The 14,418-nt window shown below is 33.8% G+C and carries 14 protein-coding genes; 3 read left to right on the top strand and 11 right to left on the bottom strand.

What is annotated here, in order from left to right; all coding sequences use genetic code 11:
* Nucleotides 1-99: 99 nt before the first annotated feature.
* Together AAFN75_RS03035 and AAFN75_RS03030 are read left to right on the top strand one after the other, a co-directional pair.
* Nucleotides 100-387, top strand: a complete 288-nt coding sequence (locus AAFN75_RS03035) for a twin-arginine translocase TatA/TatE family subunit (RefSeq protein WP_144116739.1) — start codon at nucleotides 100-102, stop codon at nucleotides 385-387.
* A gap of 119 nt (nucleotides 388-506) precedes the next feature.
* Complete coding sequence (locus AAFN75_RS03030; RefSeq protein ID WP_411808172.1) at nucleotides 507-2,801, top strand: response regulator; 2,295 nt, start codon at nucleotides 507-509, stop codon at nucleotides 2,799-2,801.
* Nucleotides 2,802-2,872: 71 nt separating this feature from the next.
* Here the strand turns inward: AAFN75_RS03030 and AAFN75_RS03025 are convergent, their stop codons facing one another.
* The 9 genes from AAFN75_RS03025 to AAFN75_RS02985 all read right to left on the bottom strand — a co-directional run bounded on the left by AAFN75_RS03025 (nucleotide 2,873) and on the right by AAFN75_RS02985 (nucleotide 11,786).
* Entirely contained in the window at nucleotides 2,873-3,517 is a 645-nt protein-coding gene (locus tag AAFN75_RS03025) for an O-methyltransferase (RefSeq protein WP_411808171.1), read from the bottom strand.
* Entirely contained in the window at nucleotides 3,517-4,599 is a 1,083-nt protein-coding gene (locus AAFN75_RS03020; protein WP_144116734.1) for an amidohydrolase family protein, read from the bottom strand. Before AAFN75_RS03020 ends, AAFN75_RS03025 begins: the two co-directional genes overlap by 1 nt.
* 43 nt (nucleotides 4,600-4,642) lie before the next feature.
* The gene (locus AAFN75_RS03015; RefSeq protein ID WP_411808170.1) at nucleotides 4,643-5,176 is read right to left on the bottom strand and encodes a 3-hydroxyanthranilate 3,4-dioxygenase; all 534 of its coding nucleotides are present in this window, start codon (nucleotides 5,174-5,176) and stop codon (nucleotides 4,643-4,645) included.
* A 222-nt stretch (nucleotides 5,177-5,398) separates the two neighbouring features.
* Nucleotides 5,399-6,181, bottom strand: coding sequence for an SDR family oxidoreductase (locus tag AAFN75_RS03010; RefSeq protein WP_411808169.1), 783 nt, complete (start codon nucleotides 6,179-6,181; stop codon nucleotides 5,399-5,401).
* A 31-nt stretch (nucleotides 6,182-6,212) separates the two neighbouring features.
* A complete protein-coding gene (locus tag AAFN75_RS03005) occupies nucleotides 6,213-7,652 on the bottom strand; it encodes an aldehyde dehydrogenase (protein WP_411808168.1) in 1,440 nt (479 codons plus the stop codon).
* Complete coding sequence (locus tag AAFN75_RS03000) at nucleotides 7,653-8,051, bottom strand: RidA family protein (RefSeq protein WP_411808167.1); 399 nt, start codon at nucleotides 8,049-8,051, stop codon at nucleotides 7,653-7,655. It lies immediately after the preceding gene.
* Between the two features lie 111 nt (nucleotides 8,052-8,162).
* Complete coding sequence (locus AAFN75_RS02995) at nucleotides 8,163-9,563, bottom strand: FAD-dependent oxidoreductase (protein ID WP_411808166.1); 1,401 nt, start codon at nucleotides 9,561-9,563, stop codon at nucleotides 8,163-8,165.
* 99 nt (nucleotides 9,564-9,662) lie between these two features.
* Entirely contained in the window at nucleotides 9,663-10,928 is a 1,266-nt protein-coding gene (gene kynU, locus AAFN75_RS02990) for a kynureninase (protein WP_411808165.1), read from the bottom strand.
* A gap of 216 nt (nucleotides 10,929-11,144) precedes the next feature.
* The gene (locus AAFN75_RS02985) at nucleotides 11,145-11,786 is read right to left on the bottom strand and encodes a hypothetical protein (protein WP_411808164.1); all 642 of its coding nucleotides are present in this window, start codon (nucleotides 11,784-11,786) and stop codon (nucleotides 11,145-11,147) included.
* A gap of 33 nt (nucleotides 11,787-11,819) precedes the next feature.
* Here AAFN75_RS02985 and AAFN75_RS02980 point away from each other — a divergent pair, with 33 nt between their 5' ends.
* Entirely contained in the window at nucleotides 11,820-12,620 is an 801-nt protein-coding gene (locus AAFN75_RS02980; protein WP_411808163.1) for a class I SAM-dependent methyltransferase, read from the top strand.
* Between the two features lie 81 nt (nucleotides 12,621-12,701).
* On the opposite strand, the gene msrA is transcribed toward AAFN75_RS02980, so the two are convergent.
* Both msrA and AAFN75_RS02970 read right to left on the bottom strand, forming a co-directional pair.
* Nucleotides 12,702-13,358, bottom strand: coding sequence for a peptide-methionine (S)-S-oxide reductase MsrA (gene msrA / locus AAFN75_RS02975; protein ID WP_411808162.1), 657 nt, complete (start codon nucleotides 13,356-13,358; stop codon nucleotides 12,702-12,704).
* 279 nt (nucleotides 13,359-13,637) lie between these two features.
* A complete protein-coding gene (locus tag AAFN75_RS02970; RefSeq protein WP_411808161.1) occupies nucleotides 13,638-14,417 on the bottom strand; it encodes a zinc ribbon domain-containing protein in 780 nt (259 codons plus the stop codon).
* Between the last annotated feature and the right edge of the window lies 1 nt (nucleotide 14,418).

Below are 14,418 nucleotides of genomic sequence, written 5' to 3'. Positions count from 1 at the left end.
TAGAAATTAATTTTTGTGTAAGCCGATTTTTTTTAAAATCGGCTTTTTTATTCCATAAATTTTAAATGGAATAATAAAACAACTTAGTATATTTGTGCTGTGATATTACAAGTAACATTCTTATTTATTAGCGGCGGGGAAATAGCATTTATCCTGTTTATCGCCATTATGGTTTTTGGGGCAGATAAGTTGCCCGAAATAGCTCGTGGCTTAGGTCAAGGTATGCGAACCCTTAAGGATGCCACTAACGATATAAAGCATGAAATAACAAAAACAGCGGAAAAAAGCGGAATCGACACAAGTATTACTAAGGATGTTAAAAAGGAATTGGATAAAGTCAAAGAAGATTTAGAAGATTTTACAGGTTCAGTAAAACGAAAATTTTAGTATTTTGTCGATTAGGAGCACGCGTTTCATCGTGTTTTATTGTTGGTTTAACGAGTTTTTAAGCTATATGGTACATTTAGGGGTATCTTGAAAATCCCAAATCGTTAATGTATTTGAAAATGAAAAAAAGCCTATTATTGTTTTTTTGTTCGCTTACTTTTTTGACGTATAGTCAAAATGAAAGGGAGGCTATAAAGCAAATTGACAGTATTAACTCTTCAGCTTTAAAATCTTATAATGAAAGTAAAATAGTTAAAGCGTTTAACGGCTTTAATATAGCAAAAAAGATAGCAGATTCCATTAACGATAATTATGGTATAGCCATTTCTAATTTAAATTTAGGAAATATATACCGCTTAATGCATGAAAATGCAAATGCTAAAGATTCTTACTCGTCTATGTTAAAAGCCGCTAAGGCTATAAAAGACAACTATTTAATAGCCAACGCTTATTTAAATTTGGCTACACTTACCAAAGATGAAAACGAATCGCAAACAACTATTGATTTATTTAAAAATGCTTTAGACCATATCTCTAAAAACCAATATTTGGCTAATGAGAATTATAACCTAAGTCAATATGAAAACTTATTGGTTAAAATACGAATAGGTCTAGCCGAATTCTACATAGAAAATGATTTCCTAGAGGAAGCCCAAGTCAATCTTTTACGTGCTGAGGATATTATTAATAAGGAGACGTTTTCTAATAATTATCAAACAGGTTACTTCAATTACATTTACGGCGTTCATTTTTTTAAAAAGGAACTTTATAATAATGCGAACGAAAAGTTTAACAAAGCCATTGATTTTCTAAACAGTGAGCATGCTACGAACGATGATACTTCGTTGCTTTTAAGTAAGATTTATAAAAGTTTATCACTTTCGTATTTCGCCACAGATAGCGAAGAACAAGCGTATTTAGCATTGTTAAAATATGATGAGTTTAAAGATGAGTTTTTAAATAAAGAAAAAGTAAAAGAAAACGCTATTTATAAATCTAGGTTTTTATTAGCAACGTATAAAAATGAAGCTCAATTGGCAAATAGCGAGAAGTTATACCAATTAAAAATTGCCGATAAAGTCAAAAAAATCAACTTAATAATTATTATAGCCTTAATTTTATTATTAGCAACGTTGCTAATTTTATATAAATATTATGTAGCGAAACGTCGACTTTCAGATGTACTGAAGAAACAAAATGCTGAACTAGAAATTGCTAAAAATGATGCTTTAAAATCTTCAGAATTAAAATCTAAATTTATTTCTAACGTATCTCACGAATTAAGAACACCACTATATGGTGTTGTGGGATTAACATCCATAATGCTAGAAAATAGTAATCTAGACGAGGCTAATGTTAAATATTTAAAATCACTTAAGTATTCAGGCGATTATTTATTAAACCTAATAAACGATGTGTTGCAGGTTAGTAAAATTGAGTCTAAAAAGCTAGAAATTAATAATACGACGGTACATTTAAGATCACTTATTCAAAACGTAACAGATTCTTTTGATTATAGTTTAGGTGAGTCTAATAACCAAATGCATATTTTTATTGACGAGCGTATTCCGGAATTTATCCTATGCGATAAATTAAGGTTGTCTCAGGTTTTATTCAATTTAATTGGTAATAGTATAAAGTTTACCCAAAATGGAAATATTTCCATTAAGGCTAATTTAAAGGAAATAGATAGCGAAAATGTATTAATGGCCTTCGAGGTTGTAGATGACGGTCCAGGAATTTCTGAGGAGAAACAAGGTTCTATTTTTGATAATTTTATTCAACTAAACGAAAATTCTAATACGGGCTATCAAGGTGCAGGTTTAGGTCTTTCTATAGCTAGTAAAATTGTTAAATTATTTAATAGTACCATTGAGCTTGAAAGTGAATTAGGTGTTGGTTCAACATTCAGTTTTGTGGTAAGTTTTAAAATAGATACCAACGCTATCGAGCAAATAAAAAGTGAAAAAGATGAAGATGTTTTAACTTCTTATAGTCCGGAGAGCTTAAGAATATTAATAGCGGAGGATAATAAAATAAACCAAATTGTTACAGGTAATTTGCTCAAAAAAGAGAACTTTCAGTATGATATTGTTGAGAATGGTTTAGAGGCTTTAAAAGCATTTAAAAACAACACATACGATTTAATTTTAATGGATATTAATATGCCTTTAATGGATGGAAACGAGGCTACTTTAAAGATAAGAGAGTTTAATAATCAAATTCCAATAATAGCGTTAACGGCTTCTAGTAAAGATGAGCTAATGTTAAATAAACTCGATAAAGGTTTTGATGATATTATTACCAAACCATTTGATAATGATTTGTTCTTTAATACCATTAACAAATTAATTGAAATAAGTAAGACTAACGGTAATAATGATGGTACTCGCGTTATAAAATTTTCATCATAACACGTTGTTGTAAAAATTAAACAATAAGCTTGGGTAGCTTTTTTAATTAAATATATTTTAACTTACCACCTTTATAACTTTCTGCTAATAGTTAAACCGTCTCGAATAGGTAATAATACTGTTTCTACACGTTTATCTTCTTTTAAAAGCGCATTATACTTAATTAATTCAGGTGTAGATATGTCGTCCTTTTTAAAGGTAGTATCAAGTACTTTACCGCTCCATAATACGTTATCCGATAAAATAATACCGCCAGCATTTAACTTATCTATAATAACATTAAAATAATTAGAGTAGTTCACCTTATCGGCATCAATAAAAACCAAATCAAAAGTTGCATCAAGTTTAGGAATAATAGCTAAAGCGTTTCCTAAATGCTGTTTAATTTGATGTCCGTAATTAGATTTATCAAAATATTTCCTCTGAAAATCTACTAGTTCTTCATTAATATCAATAGTATGTAATTCTCCAGTGTTTTGCATGCCTTCAGCTAAACATAATGCCGAATACCCTGTATACGTGCCAATTTCTAAAATGTTTTTAGGGTTTACCAATTTAGAAATTATGCTTAAAATCCTGCCTTGATAATGACCACTTAACATTCTAGGTTGTAAAATTTTCTGGTAGGTTTCTCGCGTGAGTTGTTGTAGTAATTCTGGTTCGTTTTCCGAATGAGAAACAACATAATTGTCTAATTCTTCTGTTATAAAATGCATTAGCTTAAAATTCTTTTAATCAATTTTTCTTTGGCGCTTTCGTCATCACCGCACAGCCATTGTATAACGTTATTTTCCCAAATATCATCGTACTCAGTTTCATTAATAATTTTTCTATCAACAGCCAAATCTAATATTTTCCCTGGGTACGATGATTGTTTATCGCTTTCCATTTCGCCCAAGGGGTAAGGGTCATCAAGACCCATTATAACCTGTTTAGAGCCATGATTTCTAATAAGTAACTCTAATCCACCTGTATCATGCACTAGCGTATCAAAAAATATGTTTTTATGTCCTACGGCTTTTCTTGGGTGGTGTTTACCTTCAAATAAATCCGGTCTGCCATCAAAACCTTGAATACGTCTGCCTAAGTTAATTTGTGCTAACTGTCCACCATGAGCAAAACAAGTACGCATATTCGGGAATTTATCTTGGTAGCCATTAAGCGTAAAAAAATGATAAGCATCGCCACATTGGGCAAGCATCCAAATAAGGTGAAAACGCCAAGAGGTATTCTCTAATTTAATAAACTTTTCGCCATCGTAAGGGTGAACTTCAACAGCCAAATTATATTTATCTGCTAATTCAAAAATAGGCTCATTCTCCTCATCAAAAATACAACGCCATGTGCCAATAGTATCCATGTAATGCGTGGGAAGACAAAGTAATTGAAGTCCTAACTGTTCTACACAACGTTCAATTTCCCAACACGCACTTCGTATAAACGCTGGATGCACCACAAAGCCGCAAGTAAATTTACTTGGGTTTTCTTGTTGCATTTTTGCGTTAAAATCGTTTTGAAAACGCAAGGCTTTTTTCATTTCCTCAACACGTAAACCATTGCCATAAAGTTGCGATAAATTTAAAACCACAGCATGATCTAGTTTATTACGCTCCATCCATTCTAACTTTTCATCCAAGAAAAAACTGGAATCTGTAACAGGACGTTTCCAATCCTTTTGAAGCATAAATTTTCTATCCTTATCCACCCAAAAAATGCCTTTTTCACGCATAAATTCAGGAATTTGCTCCGGGTAAGGTAGTAAATGAGAATGACCGTTTATTCGTAATTTACGTTTCATGTATAGGTCCTGAGAGGTCAGGAATCTTTAAAAGTTTATAATTTTAATCAATTTTAACCTTTTGTGGCGGTTGCATAACCTCACCACAATTAGGGCAGCTTCGTTTTTCTTTATCGCCATAATATTTGTCAAATATTTTAGGCATATCGGTTTCAATATTTTCAACGGTAAAATCCTCTTCATAAAGTTTGGTTACGCAATTTTCGCAAAACCAAAGTAGCGCATCGCGCATACCTTCTGGTCGTTTGTATTCAATAACCAAACCAACAGTGTTAGCTCCACGTTGCGGAGAATGTGGAACTTTTGGAGGTAGCAAATAAATATCACCTTCCTTAATATGAACCTCCTTAGGCGTACCTTTATCAATAATTTTTAAAACAATATCACCTTCAACTTGGTAGAAAAACTCTGGCGTTTCATTATAATGATAATCCTTTCTGTTATTTGGGCCACCAACCACCATAACAATAAAATCACCATCTTTCCATACCACTTTATTTCCAACCGGCGGTTTTAAATGATGTCTGTTTTCTTCAATCCAAGCTTTAAAATTTATAGGCGATGTTAGGTTACTCATAGTTTTATGTTTTGGGCGTTACCACAAGGGTCAGGCTATCCGCTATATCTTTTTTATGTTTCACAAATATAGTATCTTATTTAAAAGCTTTAATTATAGAAAATTAACGTTTACCAAATACTCTAGAATTCATAAAAAAGGATGCCGCTTCTATCCTTAACGCAAATTCGTTACTAATATACAAACCGCTTAAATTCTATTAAAGTTATAAAGGTTAAATTATTACAAAGATTTGGTACGTCCACCATCAACAGGAACATTAACGCCATTAACATAAGCAGCAGGAGTACTAGCTAAAAAGGTAATAACGCTAGCAGTTTCTTCCGGTTTAGCAAAACGTTTAGCAGGCGTGTAATTTTTCATTATTTCAGCCATATCTTCTAAAGCACGGTTCTCAATGTTCGCTTTAATTTTAATTATTTCGTTTAAACGTTCGGTTTCTGTAAAACCAGGAAGTACGTTGTTTACTGTAATACCAAATTCAGCTACTTCGGTAGCTAAAGTTTTACTCCAATTGCCAACAGCACCTCTAATAGTATTGCTAACACCTAAACCAGGAATTGGCTCTTTTACGGAAGTTGAAATTACATTTATAATACGACCATAACCTTCCGCTTTCATAAACGGAATGGTGGCTTGAGCTATTAAATGATTGCATTTAAGATGCATAGTAAACGCATTTTCAAAAGCTTCTAAGCTGGCTGTTAAAATTTCGCCACTTCTAGGGCCTCCTGTATTGTTTATTACAATATGAAAACCGTGTTCTTTCTCAATAAATTTAATAAGTTGCTCTTGTAACTCTCGTGGGTTTAAAAAATCGGCAACAATGTAATTATGGTCTCTATGGTTTGGTAATTCTTCTAAAACGGCTTTTAATTTTTCTCTGTTTCTAGCTACAAGGGTTACGTGAACTCCTTCGTTGGCCAAAGCTATTGCAGTGGCTTTACCTATACCTTGTGTGCTTCCGCAAACTAATGCGTATTTATTATTTAATTTTAAATCCATAATTTTTATACCTTTTCCAATTTATTGGTAATTAATATTTTATACATACATTTTTAGCTTCAGTAAAAAAGCGTAACGCCTCAAAACCACCTTCGCGACCAACCCCCGATGCTTTTACACCGCCAAAAGGTGTTCTCAAATCACGCAACATCCAAGTGTTTACCCAAAAAATACCAACCTGTAATTGCTTGCTAAAATGCATGGTGCGTTTAAGATTGTTGGTCCATAGTGTTGCCGATAAACCATACTTAATTTTGTTTGCCATTTGTAAAACATCCGCTTCGGTTTTAAAAGGCATGATAGTAACTACTGGGCCAAATATTTCTTCTTGGTTAACTCTACATTCATCAGTTTTAACCTCAATAATTGTAGGTTCTAGGTAATAACCGTTTTCAAAACCTTTTACAACAACCTTATTACCACCACAAAGTATTTTTCCACCTTCAGTTTTAGCAATATCGATATAACTTAAAACTTTTTCTAAATGCGGTTTTGAAACTAAAGCGCCAATTTTTGTTGTGTTTTTAGCTGGATGCCCAACTTTAAGCGCTTTTACTTTTTCTACAAAATCTACCTTAAACGCTTCATATATAGAAGCCTCAATAAAAATTCGGCTTCCGCATAGACAAATCTGACCTTGATTTGCAAAAGATGAACTCACTGTAGTTTCAAGCATTTCATTATAATCGCAATCGGCAAAAATGATGTTTGGATTTTTACCACCCAATTCTAAAGATAGTTTTTTAAACATAGGAGCAGCAACCCTAGCTATTTGTGCTCCAGTGGCGGTGCCGCCGGTAAAAGAAATCGCTTTAATTTCAGGATGCTCAACTATCGCTTGACCGGTTGTTGTTCCTAATCCATGAACAATATTTAAAACCCCTTTAGGTAAACCTGCTTCATTACAAATTTCTCCTAGTAAATAGGCGGTCATAGGTGTAACTTCGCTAGGTTTTGCTACTACACAGTTTCCTGCCGCAATAGCTGGAGCAATTTTCCAGGTAAAAAGATAAAGCGGAAGGTTCCAAGGCGAAATACAACCTACCACTCCAATAGGCTGTCTTAAGGTGTAATTTATGGCGTTTTGTCCCGCGCTTTCATGACTTTCACTAGCAAATTGGGTGATGGCATTTCCAAAAAACCTGAAATTACTAGCTGCTCTGGGTATGTCAATAGTTTTTGCTAAACCAATAGGTTTGCCATTATCTTTACTTTCTGCTTCTGCGAAGCGTTGCAGGTTTGCTTCTAATAGCTCCGAGATTTTAATGAGTATTCTGCTGCGTGCTTCAAGGGTTGTTTGCGACCATTGTTTAAAGGCGGTTTTGGCACTTTGATAAGCCTTTTCTACATCTGCTTTTGATGAGTTGGGGATTTTACCGTAAACTTCTCCATCTGACGGACAATAGTTGTCTATCCAATCTTTTGAGATTGGATTCTCCAACTTGCCGTTTATGAAGTTTTGGATGTTCATCTATAACTTTTTATAAGCCACTACCTTAATCTCAACTAGCAAATCAGGGTGCGGTAATTGATGCACCGCTACGGTAGTTCGTGTTGGTCCTGTTGTAGTATCAAAAAATTCGGCATATGCTTTATTGTAATCTGCAAAATCATTCATATTAACTAAAAAAGAAGTAATATCAACCACATCTTTTAAAGTGGCACCTTCATTAGCTAAATTCTTTTCAATATTCTTTAAAACTTCTCGAGTTTGAATTTCAGCATTTAATCGTTTGGTTCCCATTTCGTCTATAATATCAACACCTGCAATGGTATTGTCTGCTCTTCGCGAACTAGTTCCAGATACGAATATAAAATCGCCAACACGTTTTGTATGCGGATATGCTCCTCTTGGTGTTACTTTACTCATGGTAAAAAGTCCCTATTAACCTCCCCAAAGAGAGAAACTCAACGTGGGAATTTGAGTTTTTGTTATTTAAAGCCAACTGTTCCTTTTTTTTAGGAAGGGTAGGCTTTCTGTTTATGTTAACCCAGCTATTCTATCATCTTCAAGAATAGCTTCGGTTTCTTGCTTTACTCGATTTAAAACGAGCTTTAAATCGTCATTGCTAGTAATTAAGCCATCGGTTAGTAAATTTAAAATAGCTTTGTCTTGTGCTCGTCCTTTTAACATAGCTTCTCTGTAACCTATATGTTCATTAAAAGTTACTAAAGAGTATTTTGAAGCATATTCATTTGGAAATTCTTTTTCTAAGGCCATTTCTAATTTACGCTTTTCTTGAAATATGGCCTGATTAACATGACCTTTCATTTCATGAAAATTATCAATGGCTAAATCTGCAATGGCATCGGTGTCTTTTTTACGGTTGCTTTCGTAAGTTTTAAAAATGGTTTCCCAATCTTTTAAATCTTGATCTAGTACTTGGTCTAGCTCCACAACATCTTCAAAGGAAGCATTCATACCTTGACCGTAAAACGGAACAATAGCATGAGCGGCATCGCCCATTAACAACGTATTGCCTTTGTAGTGCCATGGCGAACATTTTATAGTACCCAAAGGCGATGTTGGGTTAGTAAAAAAGTCCTCTAAAAGGTTTGGCATTAAAGCTAAGGCATCTGGAAATTCGTTTTGGAAAAATTCTAGAACACGTTCCTCGGTAGTTAAATTATTGAAATTGTATTGGCCTTCTTCGTAACTTAAAAATAGTGTTACGGTAAAACTGCCATCCAAATTTGGTAGTGCAATAAGCATAAAGCTACCACGAGGCCATATATGAAGGGCATTTTTATAAGTTTTAAAATCGCCATTTGGTTTTGGTAAAATACTTAATTCTTTATAACCATGGGTTAAATAAGCTTGCGAGAAACTAAACAAGAATTTTTTTCCTAAATAATAACTTTTACGCAATGCAGAACCTGCGCCATCTGTGGCTATTATAACATCGGCATCCTCAATAAATTCCTTTTTTGTAATATAATCTTTAAAAAGAGCCGTGGTATTTTCAAAATTGACAGATTTACATTTGCTGTTAAATTGAATATTTACCTTGTCATGTTTTTCGGCTTCATCTAAAAGTAAAGCATTTAAATCCCCACGTGAAATGGAATTGATGTATTCATAGTCGCGACCGCTATAATTAGATTGGAAGGTATTGCCATGTATATCATGAATCATGCGTCCATTCATAGGGATGCAAAGTGCCTTTACTCTATCTTCTAAACCAATTAATTTCATGGCTTTATTCCCGCGATCTGAAAAAGCTAAATTAATAGAGCGCCCCGCAGAAATATCTACTTTTCGTAAATCTGGGCGCATTTCGTAAACGTTTACGTTAAATCCTCTTTGTGCCAAACGTAAGGCTAGAAGTGAACCGCATAATCCGGCGCCTATAATTAATATGTTTTGTTGCGTATCTTTCATCTTTGTCATTCTCCCCTTCTCGAAAACCTTATGATTTTAGTATGTGTTGTTATTATAGGCCTCCATTATTCATTAAAATAAATAAAGGTATTAGTGCTCTTATGTTATTTCTTTCAACTTCTCAACCAATCTATATACATCTTCAAATGAATTATAAAGTGGAACAGGAGCACACCTAATAACATCGGGCTCTCTCCAGTCGCTAATTATACCAGCTTCGGTTAATTTATTATGTAACGTTTTATCTGCGTTTTTTACTTGAATAGATAGTTGGCAACCGCGTTCGTCTGGGTTACTTGGCGTAATAATTTTAATAGTGTCCTCGCCTAATTGCTTGATTAAAAACTCGAAATAGCCTGTTAATTTTTTAGATTTTTTAATGAGGTTTTCAAATCCAACTTCATTAAACATATCTAACGATGCCTTTATTGCTGCCATCGATAAAATGGGCGGGTTACTTAATTGCCAACCTTCGGCACCTGGCATTTGGTCGAACTCATCGCGCATTCTAAAACGTGTTTGCTTATTATGGCTCCACCATCCTGTAAAACGGTTTAAGTCTTTTTTGTGAGCATGACGCTCGTGAATAAAGCAACCACCTACACTTCCTGGTCCAGAATTTAAATATTTATAGGTACACCAAACGGCAAAATCTGCTCCAGAATCGTGGAGGTTTAATGCTACGTTTCCTGCACCGTGGGCGCAGTCAAAACCTACATTACAACCATGTTTATGGCCTAGGTTTGTTATGCGTTTTAAATCGAAAAACTGACCGGTATAATAGTTAACACCGCCAATCATTATAAGGGCAATTTCATCGCCTTGTTCTTTTAGAATATGTTTTAAATCCTCATAGTTTAGTAATTCTTCACCTTTTCTTGGTTTCCATAAAACAACACCTTCTTTATCATCGAACCCATGATGACGAAGTTGCGACTCTACAGCATATTTATCAGAAGGAAAAGCATCACTTTCAATAAGAATCTTGTATCGCGTTTTTGTAGGCTTGTAAAACGACACCATCATAAAGTGTAAGTTGGCTGTTAGCGTATTCATAACAATTACTTCAATAGGTTTTGCGCCTACAACTTTAGCCATACTTTCGGTTAAAAACTCATGATAGGGTAGCCATGGGGTTTTAGCCTCAAAATGTCCTTCAACGCCTAAATTAGCCCAATCCTTCAACTCTTGGTTTACGTAAGTTGAGGTTTGTTTGGGTTGCAATCCTAGTGAGTTGCCAGTCATGTAAATCCATGGATTACCTTGCTGGTCTTTAGGGATGTGGAAATGCTCTCGGTATGTTTTTAAAGCGTCGTTTTGGTCCTGTTCTATAGCGTAATTAAGACCTAGTTTGTAATCGGACAAAGTGTTTTGGTTTTGGGTTGCTAACAAAAATAAGAATTATAATGTTAGAAAAGAATAGCAAAACCAAATAGACTTAAAAAGGAAAAGCGCTTCAACCATTGGTTGAAGCGCTTTAATATATATAGACGCATATAGCGGAAAAATAACTGTTATACTTTATATACGTCATAAGTCGTAGTTTAGATGTTTTAATTACCAAAAAATATGTAATTTTTTTTACTCTTTTATAATTTCTATTTCCGATAAGGTTAAATTCCAGTCACCTTCTGCTTTTTTATGGTCCAGAGCTATTTTTATACCATTAAACTCTTGATAGTTTTCAAAGGTGTTTATAAGGCCAGCAGTAGCAGCGTTTCCTTTTCTAAAGGCCCATTCTTTAATTATAAAATCGTTATTATAATAAATGTCGTAAGCATCACCTGGTGTATAACCGCCCGTGTCTGGATAGGTAACCGTTATTTTTTTAAGCTGTTTTTTATGAATTGGAGATTCTTCGATAGTTGGTTTAGAAAGTGTAGTGTTTTGGTCCCAAACCAATTGAAACGGTATAAGCAACCAAAATTTATCATTAATAAAGGCTCTATCGGCTTTTATAAATGTACTATCTAAAGCGGTTCTGTTGTAGTTAATGCTGTCTTTCTCGGTAATTAGCGTAACATCGTTAGTTTTTGGTTTCCAAATCCAACTTCTTTTATTAAAAAAGGTAAACTGAATTTCAGAAACAGCATTCCAGTTTTCAAACCCATGTGCATTAGCTATTTTTTGAGCTATACTTATTTCTTTTATAATTTTTTCTTCCTTTTGTTTACAAGAAAGGCCAAATGTAATTAGGCAAACGGCTATTAGTAATTTTTTCATAATTTAGAGTTTTCACAAAGATATCATTTGAAGATGAGTAACTACGATAAATATTTTAATACGAATAAAAGCACCTGGAATGAAAAGGTGAAAATTCATGCTAAAAGTGATATGTATGATTTGGACGCCTTTAAAAACGGAAAATCTTCTTTAATGCCTTATGAATTAGAAGCTTTAAATGATGTAAAAGGAAAATCTCTATTGCATTTACAATGTCATTTTGGACAAGATACTATGAGCTGGAGTAGGATGGGAGCAAAGTGCATAGGTGTCGATTTGAGTGATGAGGGTATTAAACTAGCAAAACGTTTAAATGATGAATTAAAGCTTGACGCAGAATTTATTTGTTGTAATGTTTTGGATACTTCGGAATTTGTAAAAGATAAATTCGATATTGTTTATACTACTTATGGCGTTATAGGATGGTTGCCAGATTTAAAGCCTTGGGGCAAAATGATTGCTGAACGTTTAAAAAAAGGAGGCACATTTTTTATAGCTGAATTTCATCCGATAGTTTGGATGTTTGATTATCTGCATGATAGACCCGTAATGCGATATGGTTATATGCGGGACGAGGTTATTTATGAAGAATATGAAGGCACTTACGCTTACCAAAACTCAAAAATGATTAGTAAAGAGTATGGATGGAACCACGGATTAAGTGAAGTGATTAAGGCTTTAACCGATGCTGGGTTGCAAATAGAATATTTAAACGAGTTTGATGAAAGCCCTTATGATGTGTTACCAAATTTAACAAAGACGAATTCTGGTATGTTTGTAACCAAAGGTAAATTGTATCCTTTAATTTTTACTTTGAAGGCAACAAAAAGGTAGTTACTATCAAAGTAAAAAGTAGAGTTGTTTTATTTTTGAAAATATGTGTTTTAATAGCTTAAGGTTCAAATTAAAATACTATTAATGGTTCTCTTTTAAAATTTCTGGCATTTTTGCTTTAAAGCGGTTTAACCTAGGTACCGATACATTTTGTATATATGGATGGTTTGGGTGCAAGCGTTCGTAATTTTGATGATACTCTTCTGCTACCCAGAATTTTTGAAATGGATAGACTTCGGCTGCAATTTTTGCGTTTAATTTTTTGGCTAAGGCTTCTTTTTTCTTTAAAATAATTTGCTTTTGTGCTTTATTTTGGAAAAAAAGTATGGAGCGGTATTGCGACCCGCGGTCGTTTCCTTGTCCCTTTACTTGGGTTACGTTTTGCGATGCAAAATAAACATCGACTAAGGTTTCAAAACTCACAATTTTTGGATCATAAATAATTTCTACAGCTTCGGCATGTCCTGTTTTACCTGTATTGCTTGACGCATAAGTTGGGTTTTTAGTGTGTCCGCCAGAATACCCTGAAATAGATTCGTCAACACCTTTAACGCTTTCGTAAATGGCTTCTACACACCAAAAGCATCCGCTTGCGAAATAAGCTTTAGCTTTTCCGTTTTTTATAGGGACTTCAATGGGGTCTGCATTTATAATTGCTTCTTGCTTTTTTGATGTTTGTGCTGAATTTTGGCAACTAAAAAACAGGGTTAATGCTAATATTGGAATGATGTTTTTCATGAATTTTTCTTTGTTTAGACGTATAAATTTATGAAACCTTAAATGGTTTGTGTTAATGTTGTTTTAAAAATTTATTGGTATGTGCAAACTAGAAGCTATGGATTGCCAACTGCAAACTAACCCGCGTTAGGGATTGCAACGAAAAGCCCACAGCCCGACAAAGGAGGTGCGAGGACTTGTAGTGGAAAGCCCGACCCTTTGGGGTAACGTCCAAGTTATTTGGCATAAAAAAAGCCTTCAAAATTAAATGAAGGCTTAATTATGTGTATTTAAAATGACTTATAGTTTAGAAAACATTTTTGCCATTTTTGCTTTTTGCTCTTCAGCTAATTCTGCATCGACTAAAATACGTCCACTATGTTCATCTGTAATTACTTTTTTACGTGAAGCAATTTCTACCTGTACTTGTGGTGGAATGGTGAAGAATGATCCTCCAGATGCTCCTCTTTCGATGGCAACAACTGCTAATCCGTTCTTTACGTTTGTTCTAATTCTAGTATATGCTTTAACTAAGCGCTCTTCGATTTGCTTTTTGTAATCTTCAGATTTACCTATTAAAGCTTGTTCTTCTTTTTCGGTTTCGGCTAAAATAGCATCTAACTCACTCTTTTTGTGCTTTAAGTGGTTTTCACGCTCTTTTAAACGCTCTTTAGTTTCAGAAATCACTACTTTTTTCTGCTCTATTTGTGCTTTGAATTCTTTAATGTGCTTTTCAGCTAATTCAATTTCTAATTCTTGAAATTCTACTTCTTTAGTAAGAGAGTTGAATTCTCTGTTATTTCTAACGTTTTTTTGTTGCTCGCTATATTTTTTTATTAAAGCTTTAGATTCTTCGATTGAGTTTTTCTTCCCAACGATATCGTTATCTACTACTTCTAAATTAGATATAAGTTTTTCTAATCTTATGTTTAATCCAGCAACTTCATCTTCTAAATCTCGAACTTCTAAAGGAAGTTCTCCACGAACATTTCTAATTTCATCAATTCGTGAATCGATGAGTTGTAAATCGTATAAAGCTCTTAAACGCTCTTCAACAGTTACTTCTTTCTTTTTAGCCATA

The sequence above is a fragment of the Algibacter sp. AS12 genome (assembly GCF_046736315.1).
In the GTDB taxonomy this organism is placed as follows: domain Bacteria; phylum Bacteroidota; class Bacteroidia; order Flavobacteriales; family Flavobacteriaceae; genus Algibacter_B; species Algibacter_B amylolyticus.
The sequence above is the reverse complement of the archived record's forward strand: the minus strand, read 5'-3'. Positions and strand labels throughout refer to the sequence as shown.